A 22,255-nucleotide genomic window follows, 5' to 3' on the forward strand; every position below is an offset into this window, starting at 1 on the left:
GGCCGAACGCCTACCATGAGCGACATGCCGGATCTCGCGACGCTTGCTCTCTTCTGCGCGGCCACCCTCGCCCTCCTCCTGGTGCCGGGTCCCGCGGTCCTGTTCATCGTCACCAGGAGCGTCGCGCAAGGCAGGTCGGCGGGCCTGGTCTCGGTGCTCGGCGTCCACACGGGCTCGGTGGTGCACGTGATCGCCGCGGCGCTGGGCATCAGCGCGCTGGTGGCCACCTCGGCCACGGCGTTCACCGTGATCAAGTACGGCGGCGTGGTCTACCTGGTCTGGCTCGGGGTGCGCAAGCTGATGAGCCGGGCACCCGCCGAGGAAGTGACCGAGGTGGAGGTGCACTCCAGGCGGCGGATGTTCTGGGAGGGGTTCGTGGTCAACGTGCTCAACCCCAAGACGGCCATCTTCTTCCTGGCGTTCCTGCCGCAGTTCACGGACCCTGCGGCGGGTCCGATCGCGCCGCAGATCCTGGTGCTCGGGCTGCTGTGGATGGCGCTCGGCATGACCACCGACGGCACCTACGCCCTGCTCTCCTCGGCCCTGGCCGGCCGGGTCCGCCGCTCCACGCGGGCGCGGCGCCGTCTCGACATCGGCAGCGGCCTCGTCTACCTCGGCCTGGCGGCCTTGCTCACGGGCGAGAAGGCGTAGCAAGCGGGGCAATTCCCTGCCCGGGGGCGATCGCTGATGCGATAGTGGTGGCACCCTCGTCGAGGACGACACATCGGGACGTAGCGACTAGGCGGGCCCCATGGACAGGCCACCGCACCGCCTCGGGGCCGAGCGCTTCGTCGAGGTCTACGCAGGTCACGACGGCCTGCTCCCCCTGTCGAGCCTGCTGCTGCCCGCCCGCGAACCGCTGCCACCCGACTGCCCCGACTGGCCGCTGCTGACACCGAACCACGCGGTCGTCCCCTTCCTGGGCCGCGACGAGGAGCTGGCGACCCTGCGAACCTGGGCCGCCGACCTGAGCCCGCTGTCGATCGCGGTGCTGACGGGCCAGGGCGGCACGGGCAAGACCCGGCTGGCCGGCGAACTCTGCACCGAGCTCACCGAGGCCGGCTGGGACGCCGGTTTCCTTCCCGCCCTCCACCACGCCATCAACCTCGACGTACTCCGCCCCACCCTCCTCGCCTTCGACCACCCGGAACCGTCGGCGGCGGCCATCGGCGAGCTCGTCCGGCACCTGGCCGGCCAGCAGCACCATCCTCGGGTCAGGATCCTGCTGCTCACCCGCGGATCCCCCGACGGCGAGTGGTGGCGACGCCTGGCCATGGCCGCCGACCGTACCGGCGCCGGAGTCCTGCCGGAGGGGCTGAACACCATCACCGTCCAGCTCGGCCGCCGTCCGCTGACGGCCGCCGAGCGGGCGGCGCACGCGGCGGCGGCCATACGGGCGTTCGCCCCGCCTCGGGCCGTCCTGCCCGATGTCGGCGATCCGGGGTACGACGATCCGCTGCGCTTACACCTGGCCGCCTTGATGCGGCTGCGCGGGGACGACGTCGCGGCGGACGGGGAGTTGCTCAGCCGGTTCCTGACGTACGAGCTGGAACAGTGGATGACGGTATGGCCGGAAGGGCACGAGCCGGTGGACGCCGCGATGGCCCGGCTGGCGGTGGCCCTGGTCACGCTCACCACGCCTACCCGCGAAGAGCTGCACGAACTGCTGTCGACGGTGTCCCGGACACATGACCGCAGACTGGCCCTGGGCGACTGGCTGACCAGGCTCTTCCCGGGTGGTGACCACACCTCCGCCGGGGAGCCTCTGCCGTCCCTCGGTTCTGAAGGCACGACGCCGACGCCTCTCGGCGCTGATGGTCGGAGGCCGACGCCTCTCGGCGCTGAGGGCAGGAGGCTGGCGCCTCTGGGGCCGGAGGTGGTGGCTGAGCAGTTTCTGGCCGAGACCGAGGGCCTCGCCGCGCTGGTACTGGCCGTCTACGACCATCCCGCCAGAACGGCCGGACACCTGGTGCGGATGCTGGACGTCTTACGGCTGTCGAGCGAGCGGCCTGCCGTACGGTCGGCGCTGCGGTCGCTGGTCACGGGTCGGCTCGGCGAGCTGCTGGCGGAGACTGCGGCCGAACCGTCCCCGCGGTTCGGTGACGAGCGCGGCACCCTCCGGTCTCTGGTCGGCGACGAGCACGACGCCTTCCGGCCCCTGGTCGATAACGAGCACGACGCCTTCCGGCCCCTGGTCGATAACGAGCACGACGCCTTCCGGCCCCTGGTCGGCGACGAGCGCGACGCCTTCCGGCCTCCGCTCGGTGACCAGCCCGACGCCGCCCTCCGGTCTCTCCTCGGTGACCGGCTTGACGCCGTGCTCCGGTCGCTGCGCGGGGATCCGGAGACAGCGGCCGCGGTGGCCGCGTTGGGGCCACGGCAGGAGGGGAATCTGACGTCTCGCGGCCTGGAGCGGCCTGTGGGAGGGCAGGCTTTGGAGGCGGCACTGGCCGAGCTCCGGGTCGAGCATCTGCGTTCCGGCGGCGACCGGATCGCCCTGGCCGGTGCGCTGGCCGAGGTGGCGGTGTGGCTGGTGGCAGCGGGCAGAGTGAGCGAGGCCGAGGCGGCTTCGGCGGAGGCGGCCGAGATCTTCGCCACCGTCACTCCGAACGAGCAGGCCGAGGGTGTTGTGCATCCCGGTCGGCTCGGGCTCGCGCTGGGGGCGCTGGGAGATCTGGAGTACGAGTTGGGGCGGCCCGGGACGGCGTCCGTTGAGCAGGCCATCGACCTGCTGGGCGACGCCGTCGAGGACGAAGAACGCGGCATGCTGGTGCGGTCCCTGTGTGTCTACGCCAGTGCGTTGCTCGGGCGGCATCGGGCCGTTGAAGCGCTGGCTCATGTCGAGCGGGCCGCCGATCTCTGTGACGAGCTGGACGAGCCGGTCGTCGCGGCCATGACGTACGCGCTGCTGGGCGCGACGCTGGCCGCGCTCGATCGGCCGCGCGACGCGCTGGAGGCCATCGCCTGGTCACAGGCCGAACAGGAGCGCACCCTGGCCGGGACGCGGGCCGCGTTGCCGCCTGTTCAGGCGAGGGCCGCTCAGCTACGGGGAATGGTCTTGCACGGGTACGGCAGGAGGCAGGAGGCCATGGTCCACCTGACCCAGGCCGTGAACACCTTCCAGAAGCTCCCGCCCACCCCGGCCCGGCTACTGCTGGCGGCCGAGGCGGCGACCGTGCTGGTGGACGGCCTGCTGGCGGACGGCCTGCTGGCGGACGGCAGGGCGGACGAGGCCATCGACTACGCCAGGATCGCCGTCGACGGCTACGCGGCCGACCCGGCGCGCGCCGTCGACCAAGTCCTCGCCCGGCAGCGGCTCGTCCGGTGCCATCTGCTGCTCGGCCGGCTCGAACAGGCCCAGCCGCTGGTCGAGGAGCTCATCGCCATCGCCAGGCAGGGGCGGGGCGACCTGACCTACCGGACCGTGCTCGCCGACTCGCTCACGCGGAGCGCCGAGCTGCTGCCCTTGCTCGAGCTGGACGACGGGCCCGAGGCGGAGGCGAGGGCCAGGGAGGCCGTCGCCGTCTACGACGAGTTGCTGGCCGAGGGAGTCGACGCGGCCGGGATGCATACCGGGCGGGCCATGGCCGGGATGTCGCTGGGCGCCGCCCTCGCCCTGCAGGACAGGCACGCCGACTCGGTGCGGCCGTTGGGTGAGGCGGTGGCGGCGCTGGAGCGTTTCGCGGCCGGCGACCCGGTGTTGAAGGGTCAGCTGGCCAAGGGGATGCTCATGCTCGGGGACGCGCTGATCGAGGCGGGGCGGGCGCTGGAGGCCAGCGTCGTGCTGCATCGGGGTACCCAGGTGATCGAGGACGACCTGCTCAGCGCCGTGGCCCACGCCCAGCTCGGCTTCTGCCGGACGGAGCTGGGCCACCACGAGGCGGCGGAGGACGCGCTGCGCACGGCCGACCGGTTGTTACGCGGGCTGCTGCTGACCCGCGACGGCACCGGTGACGGGGATCTGGGCGCCCTGCTGAGTGATGTACTGCGCGGCCGGCTGGAGTTGCTGAAGCAGGCGGGCCACGCCGACGAAGCGGCCCAGGTCGAACGCGACCTACGCAACTACACGAACCGCTGAGCTCAAGGCTCACGCGCCGCCGGATTCCGCCTGGGTGCGGGCCCACCGGTAGTCGGCCTTGCCTGCCGGTGATCGGACCATCTCGTCCACGAACACGTACGTACGAGGCACCTTGTACCCCGATAAGTGCTGTCTGCAGTGCTCGTCAAGTTCGTCCGCCGTCACCCCCACCCCCTCGCGCGCCTCGATCACGGCCGCCACCCGGTTGCCCCAGCGCTCGTCCGGTACCCCGGTCACCACCGCGTCGAAGACCGCCTCATGCCCCTTGAGCACCGCCTCCACCTCTTCGGGGAACACCTTCTCGCCACCGGTGTTGATGCACTGCGACCCGCGTCCGAACACGTTCACGGTGCCGTCGGCGTCGACGCTGGCCAGGTCGCCGGTCAGCAGCCATCTGGTGCCCTCGGCGTCGGTGACGACCGTACGGGCGGTCTTCTCCGGGTCGTTGTAGTAGCCGAAGGCGACCCGGCCCGACTTGGCCACCGTGCCCAGCGCGCCCGAGCCCGGCTCGACGGGCCGCAGCTTCTCGTCGAGCACGGCGAGCCCGGCTGTGGCGTTCGGCTGGTAGCGCAGGCCCTTCTCGGGCGAGGAGCCCGCCACGCCCGAGGCGGTGAAGCCGGACTCCGTGGAGCCGAAGTTGTCCAGGATCATGATGTTGGGCAGGGCCCGCTGGAGCCGGTCGCGCACGGCTCCGCTGAGGATGGCCCCGGTCGAGCTGATCACGATGAGCGAGGACACGTCGTAGCCGCCTCTCTCCATCGCCTCCGCCATGGGCCTGGCCATGGCGTCGCCGGTGATGCTGATCGTGGACACGTGCTCGCGCCCGACCGCCCGCCACACCGCGTCGGCGTCGAACCGGCGCACGTAGACCACGGTCGAGCCCATCCACCAGGTGATGAACGTGCCCATCTGCGCGGCCCCGTGCATCAGCGGCGCGGCCGCCATCATCACCAGGGGGTCCTTCTGGGCCACCTGGTCTACCACCGCCTGCGGCGTCGGGAGCGGATCGCCGTACGGGTTGCCGCCGCCGAAGGCCATGAACAGGTCCTCGACGTGCCACATCGCGCCCTTGGGCATGCCGGTCGTACCGCCGGTGTAGATGATGTAGACGTCCTGCCCGGACCGCGGCTCGAAGCCGCGCGAGGGCGCGCCGCGCTTCAGGGCCTCGGTGTACGGCACGGCATTCGCGACGGACGACTGGCCGCCGACCGAGATCAGGTGCTGCAGCAGGGGCGCCTCGCCCACGACCGCCGACACCCGCGCGTCGAACTCCACGTCGTAGATCAGCGCCCGGATGTCGGAGTCCCGGTAGAGGTAGAGCAGTTCGGACTCGACGTAGCGGTAGTTGACGTTGATCGGCACCGCGCGGATCTTCAGCGCGGCGAGCAGGCCGGCGATGTACTCGATGCTGTTGTACAGGTGCAACCCGACGTGCTGGCCGGGCTGGATGCCGAGCTCCAGAAGGTAGTGGGCGATCCGGTTGGCCTCGGCGTCCAGTTCGGCGTAGGTGCGGCGCTCGTTGTCGCAGACGACGGCCACCCGGTCGCCGATCGCGTCCGCGATCCCCTCGAACAGGTCAGCGTGGTTGAACTCCATCAGGGCTTCTCCCGTCCGACGATCCACATCGCGAAGAACTGGGCTCCCCCGCCGTACGCGTGGCCGAGCGCCAGCCGGGCGTCGTCCACCTGGTGCTCCCCCGCCATGCCGCGCACCTGGAGCGCGGCCTCGGCGAATCTGATCAGTCCCGACGCCCCGATGGGGTTGCTGGACAGCACCCCGCCGGAGGCGTTCCACGGGATGTCGCCGTCGAGGGCGGTGGCTCCCGATTCGGTGAGCTTCCAGCCCTCGCCTTCGGCGGCGAAGCCGAGGTTCTCCAGCCACATCGGCTCGTACCAGGAGAACGGCACGTACACCTCGGCCACGTCGATCTGGCGGCGCGGGTCGGTGATGCCCGCCTGCCGGTAGACGTCGGCGGCGCAGTCCTTGCCCGCCTCCGGGCTGACCGTGTCGCGTCCGGCGCGGAAGATCGGCTCGGACCTCATGGCCGTACCGTGCAGCCAGGCGGGTGTGCCGGTGACCGCCGACTCCGACGACAGGACCATGGCGCAGGCGCCGTCGCTGGACGGGCAGGTGTCCAGGTAGCGGATCGGCTCCCACAGCATCGGCGTCGACTCGACCATCCGCCGGTCGATGCTGGGGATCTTCAGGTGGGCGTAGGGGTTCTTGAGGGCGTTCAGCCGGTCCTTGACCGCCACCAGCGTGCCGATGTGCTCGGGCGCGCCGGTTCTGCGGATGTACTCCCTGATGTGCGGCGCGAAGTAGCCGCCGGCCCCGACCACCAGCGACGCGCTGAACGGCAGGTGGGTGGACAGCGCCCAGGTGGCGTTGGACTCCGACTGCTTCTCGAACGCCACGACGAGCACCCGGTCGTGCACGCCGCCCTGGACGAGGCTCGCGCCGACCAGGGCCGTGGAGCCGCCGACGCTGCCCGCGGTGTGCACGCGCATCATCGGCTTCCCCGCCGCGCCGAGCGCGTCGGCCAGGTACGCCTCGGGCATCATCACGCCCTCGAACAGGTCGGGCGCCTTGCCGATGACGACCGCGTCGATGTCCTTGAACGTCAGCCCGGCGTCGTCCAGCGCCCTGACGGCCGCCTCGCGGACCAGTCCGGCGATCGACACGTCCCTGCGCTTGGTCGTGTAGTACGTCTGACCGACGCCTATCACGGCACACCTGTTGCCCATTTCTCATGCCTCCAGGACGGTCACAAGGTTGTGCTGCAGGCAGGGGCCGCCGGCGGCGTGGCCGACCGTGCGGGCGGCCGTGCCGTCGTGGATGCGCCGGGCCGCCTCGCCGATGCGGATGAGGCCGGTGGCCATGACCGGGTTGGCGGCGAGCGGGCCGCCGGACGGGTTGATCACCGTGCCGTCGGGGAGGTCCAGCGCCCGGCGCAGGATCGGCTCCTCGTGGGCGAACTGGGTGTGCAGCTCGGCCACCTCGACCGGACCCTTGCCGACCCCCGCGGCACGTGCGGCGTCGGCCGCGGAGGCCGACCGGGCCAGGTCTCGCACACCCAGGTAATGCGGCTCTATCCGATGCGCGATGCCCCTGATGTAGGCGGGTTTGGCGCACAGCTCCCTGGCCAGGTCCCCGGTCGCCAGCACGATCGCCGCCGCGCCGTCGGTGATGGGGGCGACGTCCGATCGCCTGATCGGCTCGACCGCGTACTCGTCGGTGACGTCCTCGGGCAGGTCGAGCGCGTACGGGTTGGCCCGCCCGTCGGCCCGGCTGCGCCGGACGATCTCGTCGAGCTCTTTCCGGTCGGCGCCGGCGGCGCTGGCCTGCAAGGCGGCGAAGGAGAGCTGGTCGAGGCCGAGCGGCGCCAGGTAGTAGGGATCCAGTTGGAGCGTCATGATCTTGCGCAGGTCGCCGAGTGACGACTTGCCGAAGCCGTACACCAGGGCGGAGTCGATGTCGCCGTGCTGGAGGCGTACCCACGCCTCGTACAGCGCCCAGGCGGCGTCCATCTCCACGTGGCTCTCGGAGATCGGCGGCCAGGCGCCGAGCGCGTCGAGCGCGGAGACGAACGAGAACGGCGCGCCCGCGAGGTAGTCGCAGCTACCCGAGCAGGTGAAGCCGAACCTCTTCAGCCCGGTCAGCTCCTTGACCTCGTTGATGACGGGCAGGATGAGCTCGGGTTCGCTCAGGCCGCCGTCGTGGTCGGTGTGGCGGGTCTGGGCGAACGCGACGACGGCTACCTCACGCATCAGAGCTCCACATCCGGCTCGCCGGTGGGGGCGAACCATCGGACGTTGGCCATCGACTTCGTCCGTTCGTCCTCGGGCACCCATTCGGCCTTGACCCTCATGCCCTGCCGCACCTCGTGCGCCGGGACGCCGCCGACGAGCGCGATCATAGGGATGTCCGACCCGTCGAGCAGGATGTACGCGGACACGAAGGGCACTTCGGGGGCGCGCGGGTCGGGCAGGTTGTTGATGGCGTACGTGGTGATCGTCCCGGTGTCGGATATTTCGAGCTGGTCGCCGATCGGTCCGCCGCACTGGGGGCAGAAGACGCGGTACGGGACGTACACCTTGTCGCAGGCCGGACACCGGCCGCCGAGGAACACGCCGCGCTCGACGCCTTCCAGGAAGGTCAGCAGCCCGCCGCCCACCTGCAGCCGGTAGTCGGCCCGCACGTTGGACACGATCTTCGTGACCTCCGGCGCGAAGTAGGAGATGTCGCTGATGTGACCGGTGCGCTCGTTCCGCCAGACGGGCCACACGCGGGTGCCGATCTGCAGCGCCTTGGCGTTGCCCGCGTCGACCGCGTGCACCAGCGCGGTGTCCGCGCCGTCGAGCTTGATCATCGCCCAGGCGAACGGCCGGTCGAGCGGGTGGCTGTCGCGCGGCTCGGCCACCCACGCCCACGCGGTCACCGTCCCGGCCGGCCCGACCTCGACGAACTCGTCCGTGACGGCCTCGCCGCTCGCGGGGTCGTACTCCAGCGGCGGCACCAGCACCTTGCCCTCGGCGGTCCGCACGCCGACGATCCGGCCGCCGCGCAGCTCGGTCAGGAACCGGCCGATCACCGGCCCGGTCGTGCGCATGTATCCGCCGGGGAACTCCAGTACGTGCTCCGCCACCAGCGGTTCAGATGGCACGGTCGTGTCCCTCCCAGTAGGGTGCGCGGAGTTTGCGTTTGAGCAGCTTGCCGTTGGGCTCGCGGGGCATCTCTTCGATGAAGTCGATCGATCTGGGCCACTTCATCCGGGCCAGGCGGCCTTCCAGCGAGGCGAGGATCTCGGCCACGAGCTCGGGGCCCGCCACCGAACCCGGCGCGGGCTCGACGATGGCCTTGATCTGCTCGCCCCAGTCGTCGTCCGGGATGCCGAACACCGCCACGTCCGCGACCTTGGGGTGGATCATGATCTCGTTCTCGATCTCGGCGGGGTAGATGTTCGCCCCACCCGAGATGATCATGTCGGCCTTGCGGTCGCACAGGAAGAGGAAGCCGTCCTCGTCCAGGTAACCGATGTCGCCGACCGTGAAGTACTCCTTGAGCCGGTTCTCGGCGGTCTTGGCGGGGTCGCCCTTGTACACGAACCCGGTGCCGAGCATCTTCATGTAGATCGTCCCGGGGGTCCGGGTCGGCACGGGCTCGCCCTCGTCGTCCACGATGAGCAGCTCGCTGATCGGCCAGGCCGAGCCGACCGTGCCCGGGTGCGCCTTCCAGCCCTCCGGCGTGGCCAGGGTGCCGCCGCCCTCGGTGGCCGCGTAGTACTCGTAGACGCAGTCGCCCCACCACTCGAACATCGCCCACTTCACCGGCACCGGGCAGGGGGCGGCCGCGTGGATCATCCACTTGAGCGAGGACAGGTCGTACTTGTGACGGGTCTCCTCGGGCAGGGACAGGAGCCGCTTGAAGTGCGTGGGCACCATGTGCGAGTTCGTGATCTGGTACTTCTCGCAGATCCGGAGCATCTCCTCGGCGTCCCACTTGTCCATGTAGACGAGCGTGTGGCCCATGTGCAGGGCCGTGCCGCCGAACTGCGTGACGGCGGTGTGGTAGTTCGGCGAGGTGATCAGGTGCGCGTTGGGCCGGCCCCGGGTGATGCCGAACAGGCCCGGCAGGAACGACAGCATCTCGGCGGCGTCGTCCGGGTCGAGCCCGTTCAGTGGCCGCCGGACGCCCTTGGGCTTGCCGGTCGTGCCCGAGGTGTAGTGCATGGTCAGCCCGGCCGTACGGTCGGGGGGCGCGGTGTCCGGCTGCCCGTCGGTCAGCTCACTGATCGGCCGGAACCCCGGAATATCAGCATCCTGTACGGCGAAGCGCCGCTCAGCCGCGATGGCCTCGGCGCCCCTGACACCCTCGACCGCGTACCTGGAGTCCACGAAGAACGCCTGGGCCTCGCTGTCGGTCACGATGTAGGCGATCTCGGGTCCGGTCAGGTGCCAGTTGATCGGCGTGTAGTACCAGCCGGCCTGTAACGCGGCCAGGTAGAGGACGAGGCCGTCCACGCCGTTCGGCACCAGGCCGCAGACGCCGTCTCCCGGTTTCAGCCCGAGCTCGCGCAGGCCGTGCACCAGCCGGTTCGACCGGGCGAGGATGTCGCCCGCGCGGTGCTCCGTGCCGTCTGGGTCGACGCACGCGATCCAGTCCGGATCCGCCTGCGCCAGCCGCCAGAAACCGAGCGTGCCCATCGAAACTCCTCTTCAGGTGGTCCGAGGCCCCGATAAACAAGAACTTGTTCTCGTTTTGCCTGGGCAGCGTATCCCGGCGCCCAAGCTGTAGCAAGCGCTTGATCGAGGTCCTGCCGTCATCTTCGTCCGCGCGCTCTCCACGCGGTAGGATCGCTGCCTAACAAGCGCTTGATTCGTTACCTGGAGGCGTCCGTGGAGCTCCTGCCGATCAGCACCCCCCACTGCCGGGTGGAACGCGACGGCCACGTCGTCATCGTCACCATGAACCGGCCGGAGGCCCGCAACGCGCTCTCCTCCGACATGCTGATCGGCCTGGCCTCGGCCTGGGCGTACGTGTCGGCCGAGCCGGAGGTCAGGGCCGCCATCCTCACGGGCGCGGAGGGCACCTTCTGCGCCGGCGCCGACCTCAAGGCCATGGGACAGCCCTCGACGGACACCGAGGTGCAGGCCCGCGCCGCCCAGATCCCCAACTTCCACTGGAAGGGCCTGCTGCGCGAGGACCTTCCGACCAAGCCGATCGTGTCGGCGGTCGAGGGCTACGCGGTGGCGGGCGGCACCGAACTGCTGGTCGGCACCGATCTGCGGGTGGTGGCGGAGTCGTCGACGCTCGGCCTGTTCGAGGCCAAGCGGGCGCTGTTCCCCATGGGCGGCAGCGCGATCCGCCTGCCCCGGCAGATTCCCTACTGCCACGCCATGGACCTGCTGCTCACCGGCCGCGCCATCACCGCGGCGGAGGCCCTGTCCATGGGGCTGGTCAATCGGGTCGTACCGGATGGGCAGGCGCTGACGGTGGCACGGGAGATCGCGGACGACATCGCCGCCTCGGGCCCGCTCGCCGTGCAGGCGATCCTGCGTACGTACCGGGAGACGCTCGACCTGTCGGAGCCGGAGGCGCTCAAGGTGTCGGACGAGATCGGCTGGCCGGTGATCGGCTCCCAGGACGCCCGCGAGGGCGCCCGCGCCTTCAAGGAGAAGCGGCCGGCCGTCTACAAGGGCCACTGATCATTTAGCACACCGAGCTACATGAGACTACGCTCGGTGACATGAAGGTCATCACCCAGCGAGAATTTCGCAACAACTCCGTGGCCGTCATGGACCAAGTCGAGGCGGGTGAGGTGTTCCGCATCACCCGCAACGGCGTCGAGGTGGCAGAGCTACGGCCGCTGGCCCGCAAGCGTCGTCTGAGCACCGCGGAACTCGTGGCCAAACACCGAAGGCTTCCCCGCGTGGACTACGCAGAAATGCGCAGGGAAGCCGACGAGTTCTTTGACCCCGAGGACCGCATCGATGACGTTCCTGGGAGCGGCGTTGTGCATGAGCGCCATCCCGCGGGGTGATCGATACGCGCGTCTACATCGACCTTGGCGAGGGGCGCCGTCGTCGATTTCGAGCCGCTGCCCTTCGACGCGGACGCGGCAGCCCGCTACGGCACCCTCGTCGCATTGACGATCAACGCGAAGCGTGATCCCCGGTCACGACGCATAGACCTGATGATCGCCGCTATCGCGTCGAGCCGGGGACTGCCGCTCTACACCCGCAACACGGATGACTTCGTGGGGTTGGAAAGCGTGGTGACCGTCGTTCCCGTCTGACCAGTCAGTCGCCGGTGATGCGGCCGAGTCGTTCCATGGCCTCGGCGTACTCCTCCATCAGCGCGTACATGACGTCGCGTGTGGACCGCACCTGGTTCATGATGCCGATGATCTGGCCGGCCGGGAAGGTGGCCAGTTCGGCGGCGTCGGAGCGGCCGATGCGCCGCAGCGCGTCCGAGACCAGCATGAACTGCAGCGGCATCGGCAGCGTCCCCGGCGACTCCTGCGACTCCCAGGCGTCCGTCCACTCGTTCTTGAGCAGCCTGGCCGGTTTGCCCGTCCAGCTGCGGGAGCGGACGGTGTCGCGTGAGGTGGCCGCCAGGATGCGCTGCTTGGCCATCTCGGGGGTGTCGGCTTCCTCGACCGTGAGCCAGAGCGAGCCGGTCCAGACGCCCTCGGCGCCCAGGGCCATGCCGGCGGCCATCTGGCGGCCGTTGCCGATGCCGCCCGCCGCCAGGACGGGCACGTCCACCGCGTCCACCACCTGCGGGATCAGCACCATGGTGGAGATCTCGCCGGTGTGCCCGCCGGCCTCCGTGCCCTGCGCCACCACGACGTCCACGCCGACCTCGACCTGCTTGAGCGCGTGGCGCGGGGTGGAGGCGAGGGCGGCGACCTTGACGCCGTGCGAGTGGGCCAGCTCCACCACGTCCGCGGGCGGCGGGCCCAGCGCGTTGGCCAGCAGGGCGATCGGGTGCCGCAGCGCCACCTCCACCTGCGGACGGGCGGTGGCGTCCGTCCAGCCGAGCAGCACCTTGCCCGCGTCGGCGTCCGACGACAGGGCGGGCACGCCGTGGCCGGCCAGGAGCTCCTCGACGAACTTCCGGTGACCTTCGGGAATCATCGTCTGCAGGCGGCCCACCAGCTCCTCGGGCGCGAAGTCGGCGCCCTCGTAGGAGGCGGGCATGACCACGTCGACGCCGTACGGGTGGCCGTCGACGTGGTCGTCGATCCATTTGAGCTCCATCTCGAGCTCTTCGGGGGTGAAGTAGAGGGCTCCCAGTACGCCCATGCCGCCGGCCTTGCTGACCGCGGCGACCACGTCCCGGCAGTGGCTGAAGGCGAAGATGGGGAGCTCGATACCGAACATGTCCGTCACACGTGTCCGCATGGGCCCGACAATACGACCGGCGGCGAAGAAACTGCAACGTGTTCTAGTACTAGAACTTTTCGTCGGTCGCGGAAACGGACGAGGGCGCCCCCGTTGATCAGGGGCGCCCTCGTCCGAGTTACGAGTTACTGGTTGTCGGCTACTCGCTCTCGCGGCGACGGCGGCCGAGGAGGACCGCGACGGCCAGCGCGACCAGCCCGAGCACCAGCAGGACGATCGGGATCGTGGTCTTCAGCAGCGAGATCTGGTTCTTGGCGTCGGTCGCGGTGCGCACCATCTCGGTGATGGTCTGCGGGGTGAACGAGGCGGTGGCGACCAGGGCCTTGGAGCGCTCGACGCCGTCCTGGGTCTTGAGCGTCTCGTTGCGCCGCACTTCCTGCTTGACCGGGGCGCCGCTGTTGGGCTCGACCCAGTAGGTGTCGGTGCCCTCGTACCAGCGGTCGAGCTGGATGTCGCCCGACTGGGTCACGCCGAACATCGAGCCGGGGGCGGTCAGCGTGGCGACCTTCGTGGCCGGGATGTTCTGCTGGAACTTGTAGACCGGCAGCCCGTTGACGGTGTCCTCACCGACGAAGGTCGTGTCGAACGCCTTCTTGGCCGTCTGGTTGAAGACCTTGTACGTCTTCTTCTCCACGCCGAACGGGAACAGGTAGATCTGCCCCTCCAGCTTCACCGGCTCCTTGTCGACGCTGACCCCGCAGCAGTTGACACCCACCCCGGTGCGCCGGTCGAAGGCACTGCGCCGCTCCGACAGGCTGATCTGCGGCTTGTTGTTGGTGACGTCGTCCACCACGGTGAACTGGTCCCAGACCACCCGGTTGTCCGTGGCCTCCTTGACGTCGCCACGGGTCGTGACGAGCATGCTGAGGTCCGCGGTCAGCACCTTGCCGTCGGCGATGGAGAAGTACTGGGCTCCCGGAGCCTGCAGCTTGGTGACGCTGTACTGGGCCGCCGGAGCAGCGATGATCTTGTCCGCGGCCCAGAAGCGGACCATGCCCGCGAGCACCACCAGAAATGCCCCGACGGCAACGAGAACGAGTACAGGTGTGCGTCGCATTCTGGATCCTCCTGGCGGTCGAGGGATACGAGAACCGGTTACTTGTCCCCCCGGACATCAGTCACGGGTGTGACACACCCGCAACATGATCGCTACTGGAAAGTAGCATTCGATGACAGATCGCTGCAGCTACCTTCGCATAACGAATCGGAACAGGTTCTACGATGAAGCCGGTCAGAGCGGGATGTTACCGCGCCGCCCCCTCATCGGTCTCGCCTCGGCCAGAGCTTCGTTCTATTGTGGTAGCCCGTCAACCCCCCGGGAGCCGCGAGCATGCGCGCCGATCTGGCCAGATCCATCCGCCTGTTCCGCGCGTTCAGGTCCGAGCAGGCGACGCCGAGCGCCTACTACGCCACGCTGGCCGCCGACACCACCGCGCAGCTCCGGCACTACGGCCCGCTGGCCGACAAGACCGTGCTCGACGTGGGGGGCGGGCCGGGATACTTCGCCGACGCCTTCAGGCGTGACGGAGCCCGCTGCCTGTGCGTGGACGTCGACGCCGGCGAGCTGGCCGGGCAGGGCACACCCGGCGGCGGCGTGCTCGGCAGCGCGCTGGATCTGCCGCTCGCCGACGCCTCCTTCGACGTGTGCTTCTCGTCCAACGTGCTGGAACATGTTCCAGACCCGTGGCGCATGGCGGCCGAGATGACGCGCGTCACGCGGCCCGGTGGCCTGATCTTCCTCGCGTACACGAACTGGCTCTCCCCCTGGGGCGGTCACGAGACCTCGCCCTGGCACTACCTGGGGGGCGACCGGGCCGCTCGGAAATATGAGGACAAGCACGGTAAGCCGCCCAAGAACCGTTTTGGCGAGAGTCTCTATCCGGTGTCGGTGGCCGACGGGCTGCGCTGGGCGCGGACCCGTACGGACGCCGACCTGGTCGACGTGCTGCCCCGCTACCTGCCCTGGTGGTGGCGGCCGATGCTGAAGGTGCCGATCGTCAGGGAGTTCGCGACGTGGAACCTGGTTCTCGTACTCAGGAAACGCCTATGAGCACCGTGCAGGCGCCTGCGAAGGGTCCGACGGCGGGCAGGGACGCCGCGCTGGACGGCATCCGCGCCCTGGCCGCGCTCGGCGTCTGGGTGCTGCACGTCGGTGGCAACACCGGCATCATCTACCGCGAGGGCATGTTCGCCTGGATGACCACCCGGCTGGGCATCGCCGTGCCCATCTTCTTCCTGCTGTCGGGCCTGCTGCTCTACCGCCCGTGGGCCCGCGCGGTCATCGAGGACACGCCGCGCCCCAAGCCAGGGCGCTATCTCTGGCGCCGGCTGGTCCGCGTCCTGCCCGCCTACTGGCTGGTCACGGCGCTGGCCCTGTGGGCGTGGAGCTCGCTCGACTGGACCGGCTGGGCGAAGTGGCTGTTCCTGCTGCAGAACTACACCGAGCAGAACCGCGCCCCCGACGGCCTCTACCAGATGTGGACGATGCCGATCGAGATGGCGTTCTACCTGCTGCTGCCGGTGCTCGCCTGGGCCCTGCACGGCTGGGCGCGCGGCGGCAACCGGCCGGTCAGGCTGCTCGCGGGCATCGCCGTGCTGCCGGTGGTCTCGCTGACCAGCGTGGTCGTCTCGCACGCCTACGACCAGCCGCAACTGGCGCTCTGGCTGCCGCATCACCTGATCTACTTCGCCGCCGGCATGGCCATGGCCGTGCTGTCGGTGTGGATCAAGCAGAGCAAGGTGGTCGACGCGCTGGCGCCGCAGCTCCTGGTGCTGGCGCTGCTGCTGTACGCGGTGCTGAGCACCGAGCTGGCCGGTCCGCGCACGCTCACGCTGCCCACGCTGTCGCAGTCGCTCTGGCGGATGATCCTGGAGACGTCGGTGGCCGTCCTCGTGATCGCGCCGTTCGCGCTCGCCTCCAGGCACGACTCGCTGCGGCACCGCGTGCTGGGCAACCCGGTCACGGCCTACCTGGGCCGCATCTCCTACAGCTTCTTCCTGTGGCACGCGCCGGTGATCACCCTCTACTACAAGATCACCGGAGACCAGCCGTTCACCGGTGACTTCGTGAAGGTGGCGATCCTGACGTTCGTCGCCTCGCTCCTGCTCAGCGCCGCCAGCTACCACCTCGTCGAGGAGACCGCGCTCAGGCTCGCCCGGCGTCGGCCAGCACCTGCTCCGCCGCCGTCGGCTCCGGCTCCGCAGCCGGTGGCTCCGGCTCCGTGACGAGCTGCCCGAAGAGCACGCCCATGGCCGCGCAGGCCACGAGCTGCGGCACCTGATCCATCAGCGGCCCGACGTCCACCCCGTGGTCCCGTAGCGCCATGGCCGCCGCCAGCGCCGCCGTCGCCCCGCCGAACAGCCAGCCGGCGCCCCAGTGCACGGCCGTCGCCCACCGTACCCGCAGCAGCAGCACCGCCACGACGGCGGCCAGGACCGCGAGCATGCCCGGCCAGTCCGCCACCCAGCCGCCGAAGGCCAGCCCCAGCACGATCACGTACGGGACCCGCCAGCGGGACAGCCGCGACTCGCCGGCGACGGCGGTCGCTCTGACGTGTTCGGGACGCGGTCCGCGCAGCGCCAGGGCGAGCAGCGTCAGCAGGGCGATCCCGGCCAGTCCCAGGGCGAGCGCGAGCCAGTAGGGCCTGTCGGGCAGGTACTCCATGCGCACGGTCCCCGACGTGCCGGCGGGCAGCTCCCACGCCTGCTTCCAGCCGTCGATCCGGACCGGCCGCAGCTCCTTCCCGTCGAGCTCGGCGCGCCAGCCCGCGTTGTAGTTCTCGTTGACGACGAGGAAGGCGTCCTTCGGCGCGGTCACCTTCGCCTCGCGCGCCGATGACGTCCACGAGCCCGGAACCGCCGCGCCCTCCACGGCCGGCGGCTCGGCGGGGAGCGAGCCGATCACCAGGTTCTCCACCGCGAACGGGTCCCAGCCGGCGGCCCTGACCCGGTTGTCGCCGGCCGAGAGCGCGGCCCTCGAGCAGCCGGTGAACTTCACCGGCCGCTGTTCCAGCAGGTCGGCGAAGGTGCCGGTCACGTTGGTCGCCACGGTCACGCCGTTGACCTGCAGGCTCGGTCCCTGTCCGCAGGCCAGCCGGAACGGCACGCCCTCCGGCCGGGCGGCCGGCTGGACGCCGGGGATCACCAGCTCGGTGACCTCCAGCCGCTTGGCGGCGGCATAGAAGCGCAGCTTGAGCCGGGTCGTGGCGAGTGCCTTGAAGCTCAGGTAGCCGTTCGCGTCCACCCGGCCGCTGCGCACGGCGCCCTTGTCGCCGGTCAGGACCACGTCGAGCGGCTGCTTGTCGCCGCCGGGCCGGGCGATCTGGATCCGCGAGAGCACGCGCCTGGCCTTCCAGCCGAGCGTGAGCGTGGGCTCGGGATCACTGGCGGCCGGGAGCCAGGTGGTGGCCGCGTCGGCGTCGAACGCCGACCTCGGCGCGGACACCGCGTCCTTGCTCGCCTGCGACGAGCCGGTCACCGTGGTCAGTCCTTCGCCCAGCCGGGTGAAGCGGTCGACGAGCTTGGAATCCCGCAGGACAGCGGAGCCGCGTACTGCAGCCTTCTGTCCCTGCTTAACGGTAAAAGTCCGGTCGAATCCGGCGCCTTCTTCGCCCGGCCGGGCCAGCAGCGGGTTGCAGATCCAGCGGCTCTGGTTCCGCATGCACCAGGGGCGGGAGTCGAGCCCCCGGTCCATCACGAAGGCGTCGCCGCCCTCGCCGGGCAGCCGGATCGTCCGCCCGGGCAGGATGCCGGGGATCGTGAGCTCGGTGATGCCCACCCGCTGCACGAAGCTCCAGTCGGCGTTGTACGTGGCCAGGATCCGGACGCGCAGCCAGCTCGTCGCGCCGGGCGGGACGCGCAGCGTCTGCGGGCTGTTGGTCCGCTGGACGTCCTGCTCGACCCGGCCGCCCTCGGTCTCCACGGCCACGCGCTTGACCGACTGCCCGAGCAGCACGTTGTTGGTGAACGTCGCCTGGAAGGCGGGGATCACCCGCCGCCTGGGCAGGTCCACGCGCAGCCACTCGCCCTGGGGCCGGTGCCAGCCGCCGCTCTCCCAGCCGGTCTCGTAGTCGCCGTCCATGGCGGCCCACGGGCTGCGCCCGGTGGCGCTGAGGCCGGGCACCGCGTCGGCGTCGGCCACCGAGGAGGAGGCGGTGATGCTGGAGATGCCGTCGTACTCGGCGGTGGCGGTGTCACGCAGCCAGCCGTCCTCGAGCAGGTCGAGCGTCTTGACCCCGGAGAAGTCGTCGCGCCGGTCGGCCGTCAGGGTGGGCGTCCAGTTCGACCGGATCTCACCGAACTGCCGCTCGCGCAGCCGCAGCGCGTCGCTCACCACGGCCGGCGTCTCGCGCTTGCCCGCGTCGCCGTTCACCAGTACGGGACCGTCGCCGAGCAGGCCGAGATCGCCCATCGTGAGCAGGGAGTCCGGCCCGCCGCGCACCTGTACGGCATCACCCGCCGACTGCACGCTGAGCAGGTCGGAGCTGCCCGACACCTCGTAGATCTCCAGCGCGGGGAACGGCCAGTCCACCGACTCGATCACGTCGTCGGTGACGGTGTCGCCCACCTCCCCGCCGAACGAGCGCACCTTCGTGATGCCCGGCGACTCGCGCAGCGCCTCGTAGATCCTGGACGGCCAGGCGCCCTGGAGGTTCGCCCGCATGAGGTCGTTCCTGACGACCAGGTAACGCACGCCCATCCTGCGCAGCACCTCGGTCAGTCCCGGCGAGCCGTACCCGGCCGTGAGCCGCTGGTCGATGGCGTCGAGCAGCCTGGTCAGGCCCACGGAGCCGGCGGCCGCGACCTGCCGGGTGGTCCAGCGGGCGGTGAACAGCGGCTGCATGGGGTCGTCCATCGGCCGGCCCCAGAGGTATTCGCCGAACTTGGCGCCGGGCACGACCAGCACGCCGTCGTCTCCGGCGTTCTCGTTCACCCAGGACGCCGCCTGCCGCCAGTAGAGCGGCACCTCCTTGAAGTCGCCGGGAGCGCCCAGCCCCTGGTTGAAGACGGGCAGCACGAGCCCGGCCAGGGCCACCAGGGCCACCGAACGCAGCCGCAGCCGGGCCCCGGCCAGCAGGTGCGCCAGCCCGAACGCGAGCGGCAGCCGGACCAGCGGATCGAACTTCCGCAGGTTGCGCAGCGGCGCGAGCGGCCCGTCCAGCAGCCACCGCACGGGCTCGGCGACGACCGGCTCCAGCGCGCTCGTGTGCCCGGCGACCAGCGCGGCCACGCCCACGACGAACACCACGAGCAGGAAGCCCTTCGCGGGCAGGTCGCGCCGGGCCAGGCCGGCCAGGCCGAGCGCGGCCAGCAGGCCGGTGATCACGACCAGCACGGCCGAGGTGGCGATCGCGTAGCCGGCGGGCTGGTCGGTGACGCCGCCGACGCTCAGGTAGCGCACCCAGTCGGAGGCGCCTCGCAGCACGTTGGTCAGCGACGTGACCTGCGTGGTCGTCGAGGCCGTCTCGGTGTAGGGCAGGAAGGAGAACGCGTAGCGGCCCACGAGCAGCAGCGGCAGCCACCAGAACAGGGTGGCCACGGCGACCGCGCCGCTCCACCAGCCGAGCATCCGCCAGCGGGGCACCGGGCTCGGCCGGGTCAGGATGTAGAGCACCGGGGCGATGAGCACGGCCAGCACCGCGACCGCGTTCACGCCGCCGCAGAGCGCGACGGCGAGCCCGGATCTGACCGCCGCCCTGGCCCGCTGGCCCGTCTCCGTGGCGGTGAGCAGCGGGATCAGGATCCACGGCAGCATCGCTGCGGGCAGCCACTCGATCGAGATCTCGCCGATTATCGACAGGGTGCGCGGCGCCAGCGCGTACGCCAGCGCGCCGACGATCCGGGTGCCCGGCGTGCCGACGCCGAGCTGCCTGCCCAGCCGTTCCACGCCGAGGAACGCCACGCACAGCAGCACCGTCAGCCAGAGCCGCTGGGTCACCCAGGGCGCCAGGTGGGCCAGGTCGCCGAGCGCGAAGAACGGGCCCATCGGGAACAGGTAGCCGGCCACCTGGTTCTGCAACTGGCCGAAGTGCTGGAGGTCCCAGAGGTGGGCGGCGCGCTCCAGCCAGCCGAGCGGGTTGAGCGCCAGGTCGAGCTTGGTGTCGGAGATGATGTCGCCCTGCTTGGTGGTGAACGTCAGCACGGCGAAGCCCAGACAGCACAGCGCCAGCCAGAGCCTGTGCCGCACCCTCTCGATCACGGCTCCTCCCAGCCGGGTCCCGCCGTCCGTCCATGCACCAGCGCGGCCAGCCGTTCCGCGCTCCGGTCCCAGCAAAACTTCCCCGCCCATTCCCGACATTTCACGCTATAGGTGTCGTTTAGTTCGTCGAGGGCCGCGGCGATGCCCTTGGCCAGGCCGGTGCTGCCGAGGCCCTCGGGCACCAGCCAGCCCGTCTCGCCGTGCCGTACCGCGTCCCTGAGCCCGTCCACGTCGAACGCGACGGTCGGCACCCCGAGCGCGGCGGCCTCCAGCACGCACAGCCCCCAGCCCTCGCCCTGTGAGGCGTTGACCTGGAGCCAGGCGGCGGCGATCAGCCGCTCCTTCTCCGCCTCGGGCAGGTAGCCGTGCATGGTGACGCCCTCCGGGAGCCGGGCGCGCAGCCGCGCCTCCTCCGGGCCTCTGCCGACCACGTCCACGGTGAGCTCCGGCCACTGCTTCCTGAGCTGGCTCACCGCGTCCAGCAGCAGGTCGACGCGCTTGTGCGCGACCAGCCTGCCGACGCAGACCAGGCGCGGGGTCCGGCTCCGGGGGAAGTCTCCGCTCGTGGCGACGTTCACGCCGTTGGGCACGATGTGGATGGGGCCGATCCAGCCGAGCCGCTCGCGCATGGCGCTCACGGTCGAGGGCGACACGGCCACGCTCTCGTGCCCCTGGTACGTCCACCGCGACACCGGCCCCTCAAGGAACCGCCCGAGCACCGCCAGCCACCGGGGCAGATGCACGTCGAACTGCCGGTCATGCACATGGTGCACCACGCACATGATCTTGGTACGGCGAGGCAGCACCAGCGGGGTGAAGAACGGGATGCCGTTCTGGCAGTCGAGCACCGCGTCGAACACACCACGGCGGAGCACCAGCCAGACCAGCACCAGGGGATAGACGGTGAACGGCCCGCCCATGCGGGCCAGCCGTACCCCCTCGATGGTCTCCTTCCGGCGCTGACCCGGCGCCCGCGCCGTGACGAAGCACACGTCGTCGCCGGCGCGCGCGAAGCGGCGGGCCATCTCCCAGGCATACGTCTCCGCGCCACCGGCGGCCGGGTGCCACGGATCACGCCAGTTGACGACGGCGACGTTCACGGAGATCCGACGGGGTCGAGCGGCTGCTCCCACCTCGGGCTGACATCGGAGCGCGGGGCGGCGCGCAGCCTGAGCCAGATCCGGCCCAGCTCCAGCAGGATGCCGGCGCCGTGCCTGGCCGGGGAGAAGCGCGAGCCGGGCATGTCCCGCCAGTCGACAGGGATCTCCAGCACGGTCGAGCCGACCGCGACGCAGCGGGCCAGCAGCTCGACGTCGAAGGCGAAGCCGAAGGTACGCAGCCCGGCGACGGCCTCGCGGACGAGCGCGCCGTCGAAGAACTTGAAGCCGCACTGGGTGTCGCTCACCCCGCGTACCAGCACGCTGGCCAGCGCGCGGAAGCCGACGGCGCCCAGCTCGCGGACCCGGCTGTGCCGGTTCTCCACGTCGGAGAACGCGTGCGCCCGCGAGCCCACGACCACGCGCTCACCGGAGAGCAGCAGCCCGAACGCGACGTCGATGGCCTTCAGGTCGGTGGCCATGTCGGCATCGCAGAAGCCCACGAAGGGCGCGCAGGTGTCGAGCAACCCCGCGCGGACGGCGGCACCCTTGCCGGGAGTCGCACACTCGACGAGCCGGACCGGAACCGGCCCCTGCGGCCAGGTTCTGACGATCTCGCCGGTGCTGTCCGTGCTGTTGTTGTCGACCACGATGACGGCGGTCGGGAACGGCATGCGGGCAAGCTTCGCGCACAGCTGCAGGAGCCCCCCAGGAAGCCGCCGCTCCTCGTTGAAGGCGGGAACGACGATCTCTAGCAGTGGTGGTCGGCTCGTCCTCTCGTCCCCTTGGGGGGAGGGCGGCATAACGGCTCGGACTACCGGTCGCCGTAGTTGTAGAGCGGCCGGTTGACGGGTGTCGCGGTGGCCCCGGTGAAGGACACGGTGGTAACCGTCGCGACGAGCGCGGCGACGGCGACACCGATGATCGCTGCTAAGAGGATCTTGATCACGGGGGGTTCCTCCTCGAGCGGCAAATG

General features: G+C 70.6%; 18 protein-coding genes. 7 read left to right on the forward strand and 11 right to left on the reverse strand.

What is annotated here, in order from left to right; genetic code table 11:
* Positions 1-24: 24 nt before the first annotated feature.
* Together AB0F17_RS58045 and AB0F17_RS58050 are read left to right on the forward strand one after the other, a co-directional pair.
* The gene (locus AB0F17_RS58045) at positions 25-651 is read left to right on the forward strand and encodes a LysE family translocator (RefSeq protein WP_358043342.1); all 627 of its coding nucleotides are present in this window, start codon (positions 25-27) and stop codon (positions 649-651) included.
* A gap of 100 nt (positions 652-751) precedes the next feature.
* Positions 752-4,078, forward strand: coding sequence for a hypothetical protein (locus tag AB0F17_RS58050; RefSeq protein ID WP_358043345.1), 3,327 nt, complete (start codon positions 752-754; stop codon positions 4,076-4,078).
* Between the two features lie 9 nt (positions 4,079-4,087).
* Here AB0F17_RS58050 and AB0F17_RS58055 read toward each other — a convergent pair whose 3' ends face one another.
* From AB0F17_RS58055 to AB0F17_RS58075, 5 genes are read right to left on the reverse strand one after another with little or no spacing between them, the layout of a single operon-like run.
* Entirely contained in the window at positions 4,088-5,674 is a 1,587-nt protein-coding gene (locus tag AB0F17_RS58055) for an acyl-CoA synthetase (RefSeq protein ID WP_358043348.1), read from the reverse strand.
* Positions 5,674-6,822 (reverse strand): thiolase domain-containing protein, encoded by a 1,149-nt coding sequence (locus AB0F17_RS58060; RefSeq protein ID WP_358043351.1) that lies wholly within the window; start codon positions 6,820-6,822, stop codon positions 5,674-5,676. Before AB0F17_RS58060 ends, AB0F17_RS58055 begins: the two co-directional genes overlap by 1 nt.
* Before the next feature lie 3 nt (positions 6,823-6,825).
* Entirely contained in the window at positions 6,826-7,845 is a 1,020-nt protein-coding gene (locus AB0F17_RS58065; protein ID WP_358043354.1) for a thiolase domain-containing protein, read from the reverse strand.
* Positions 7,845-8,687 carry an OB-fold domain-containing protein gene (locus AB0F17_RS58070; protein WP_358043489.1) on the reverse strand — a complete coding sequence of 281 codons (843 nt, stop codon included), beginning with the start codon at positions 8,685-8,687 and terminating at the stop codon, positions 7,845-7,847. The genes AB0F17_RS58065 and AB0F17_RS58070 overlap by 1 nt, the downstream gene beginning before the upstream one ends.
* A 43-nt stretch (positions 8,688-8,730) precedes the next feature.
* A complete protein-coding gene (locus AB0F17_RS58075) occupies positions 8,731-10,281 on the reverse strand; it encodes an acyl-CoA synthetase (RefSeq protein WP_358043357.1) in 1,551 nt (516 codons plus the stop codon).
* Between the two features lie 192 nt (positions 10,282-10,473).
* Here AB0F17_RS58075 and AB0F17_RS58080 point away from each other — a divergent pair, with 192 nt between their 5' ends.
* From AB0F17_RS58080 to AB0F17_RS58090, 3 genes are read left to right on the forward strand one after another with little or no spacing between them, the layout of a single operon-like run.
* Entirely contained in the window at positions 10,474-11,283 is an 810-nt protein-coding gene (locus AB0F17_RS58080; RefSeq protein WP_358043360.1) for a crotonase/enoyl-CoA hydratase family protein, read from the forward strand.
* 41 nt (positions 11,284-11,324) lie between these two features.
* Positions 11,325-11,618 carry a type II toxin-antitoxin system prevent-host-death family antitoxin gene (locus AB0F17_RS58085; RefSeq protein ID WP_358043363.1) on the forward strand — a complete coding sequence of 98 codons (294 nt, stop codon included), beginning with the start codon at positions 11,325-11,327 and terminating at the stop codon, positions 11,616-11,618.
* Positions 11,619-11,642: 24 nt separating this feature from the next.
* A complete protein-coding gene (locus AB0F17_RS58090) occupies positions 11,643-11,873 on the forward strand; it encodes a hypothetical protein (RefSeq protein WP_358043365.1) in 231 nt (76 codons plus the stop codon).
* A 4-nt stretch (positions 11,874-11,877) separates the two neighbouring features.
* Here the strand turns inward: AB0F17_RS58090 and AB0F17_RS58095 are convergent, their stop codons facing one another.
* Positions 11,878-12,984, reverse strand: coding sequence for a nitronate monooxygenase family protein (locus tag AB0F17_RS58095; RefSeq protein WP_358043368.1), 1,107 nt, complete (start codon positions 12,982-12,984; stop codon positions 11,878-11,880).
* A 139-nt stretch (positions 12,985-13,123) separates the two neighbouring features.
* A complete protein-coding gene (locus AB0F17_RS58100) occupies positions 13,124-14,041 on the reverse strand; it encodes a DUF3068 domain-containing protein (RefSeq protein WP_358043371.1) in 918 nt (305 codons plus the stop codon).
* Positions 14,042-14,314: 273 nt separating this feature from the next.
* Between AB0F17_RS58100 and AB0F17_RS58105 the strand changes: the two genes are divergently transcribed.
* The gene (locus tag AB0F17_RS58105; protein ID WP_358043374.1) at positions 14,315-15,034 is read left to right on the forward strand and encodes a class I SAM-dependent methyltransferase; all 720 of its coding nucleotides are present in this window, start codon (positions 14,315-14,317) and stop codon (positions 15,032-15,034) included.
* On the forward strand, positions 15,031-16,209 hold the full coding sequence (locus AB0F17_RS58110) for an acyltransferase (RefSeq protein ID WP_358043376.1): 1,179 nt from the start codon (positions 15,031-15,033) through the stop codon (positions 16,207-16,209). The genes AB0F17_RS58105 and AB0F17_RS58110 overlap by 4 nt, the downstream gene beginning before the upstream one ends.
* On the opposite strand, the gene AB0F17_RS58115 is transcribed toward AB0F17_RS58110, so the two are convergent.
* From AB0F17_RS58115 to AB0F17_RS58130, 4 genes are read right to left on the reverse strand one after another with little or no spacing between them, the layout of a single operon-like run.
* Entirely contained in the window at positions 16,130-20,182 is a 4,053-nt protein-coding gene (locus tag AB0F17_RS58115; protein ID WP_358043379.1) for an alpha-(1->3)-arabinofuranosyltransferase family protein, read from the reverse strand. The two genes, AB0F17_RS58110 and AB0F17_RS58115, sit on opposite strands and share 80 nt — an antisense overlap.
* The gene (locus AB0F17_RS58120; protein WP_358043381.1) at positions 20,179-21,282 is read right to left on the reverse strand and encodes a glycosyltransferase family 4 protein; all 1,104 of its coding nucleotides are present in this window, start codon (positions 21,280-21,282) and stop codon (positions 20,179-20,181) included. The genes AB0F17_RS58115 and AB0F17_RS58120 overlap by 4 nt, the downstream gene beginning before the upstream one ends.
* Positions 21,279-22,082 (reverse strand): glycosyltransferase, encoded by an 804-nt coding sequence (locus tag AB0F17_RS58125; RefSeq protein WP_358043384.1) that lies wholly within the window; start codon positions 22,080-22,082, stop codon positions 21,279-21,281. Before AB0F17_RS58125 ends, AB0F17_RS58120 begins: the two co-directional genes overlap by 4 nt.
* 11 nt (positions 22,083-22,093) lie before the next feature.
* Complete coding sequence (locus tag AB0F17_RS58130) at positions 22,094-22,228, reverse strand: hypothetical protein (protein ID WP_263655675.1); 135 nt, start codon at positions 22,226-22,228, stop codon at positions 22,094-22,096.
* Positions 22,229-22,255: the final 27 nt, after the last annotated feature.

It is taken from the genome of Nonomuraea sp. NPDC026600, assembly GCF_040638335.1.
Classification (GTDB): Bacteria; Actinomycetota; Actinomycetes; order Streptosporangiales; family Streptosporangiaceae; genus Nonomuraea.

Bases quoted from the DNA above. Each gene is read 5' to 3' on its own strand.
- AB0F17_RS58045 (WP_358043342.1), top strand. From the start codon at position 25: ATGCCGGATCTCGCGACGCTTGCTCTCTTCTGCGCGGCCACCCTCGCC.
- AB0F17_RS58050 (WP_358043345.1), top strand. From the start codon at position 752: ATGGACAGGCCACCGCACCGCCTCGGGGCCGAGCGCTTCGTCGAGGTC.
- AB0F17_RS58055 (WP_358043348.1), bottom strand. From the start codon at position 5,674: ATGGAGTTCAACCACGCTGACCTGTTCGAGGGGATCGCGGACGCGATC.
- AB0F17_RS58060 (WP_358043351.1), bottom strand. From the start codon at position 6,822: ATGGGCAACAGGTGTGCCGTGATAGGCGTCGGTCAGACGTACTACACG.
- AB0F17_RS58065 (WP_358043354.1), bottom strand. From the start codon at position 7,845: ATGCGTGAGGTAGCCGTCGTCGCGTTCGCCCAGACCCGCCACACCGAC.
- AB0F17_RS58070 (WP_358043489.1), bottom strand. From the start codon at position 8,687: ATGCGCACGACCGGGCCGGTGATCGGCCGGTTCCTGACCGAGCTGCGC.
- AB0F17_RS58075 (WP_358043357.1), bottom strand. From the start codon at position 10,281: ATGGGCACGCTCGGTTTCTGGCGGCTGGCGCAGGCGGATCCGGACTGG.
- AB0F17_RS58085 (WP_358043363.1), top strand. From the start codon at position 11,325: ATGAAGGTCATCACCCAGCGAGAATTTCGCAACAACTCCGTGGCCGTC.
- AB0F17_RS58095 (WP_358043368.1), bottom strand. From the start codon at position 12,984: ATGCGGACACGTGTGACGGACATGTTCGGTATCGAGCTCCCCATCTTC.
- AB0F17_RS58100 (WP_358043371.1), bottom strand. From the start codon at position 14,041: ATGCGACGCACACCTGTACTCGTTCTCGTTGCCGTCGGGGCATTTCTG.
- AB0F17_RS58105 (WP_358043374.1), top strand. From the start codon at position 14,315: ATGCGCGCCGATCTGGCCAGATCCATCCGCCTGTTCCGCGCGTTCAGG.
- AB0F17_RS58110 (WP_358043376.1), top strand. From the start codon at position 15,031: ATGAGCACCGTGCAGGCGCCTGCGAAGGGTCCGACGGCGGGCAGGGAC.
- AB0F17_RS58125 (WP_358043384.1), bottom strand. From the start codon at position 22,082: ATGCCGCCCTCCCCCCAAGGGGACGAGAGGACGAGCCGACCACCACTG.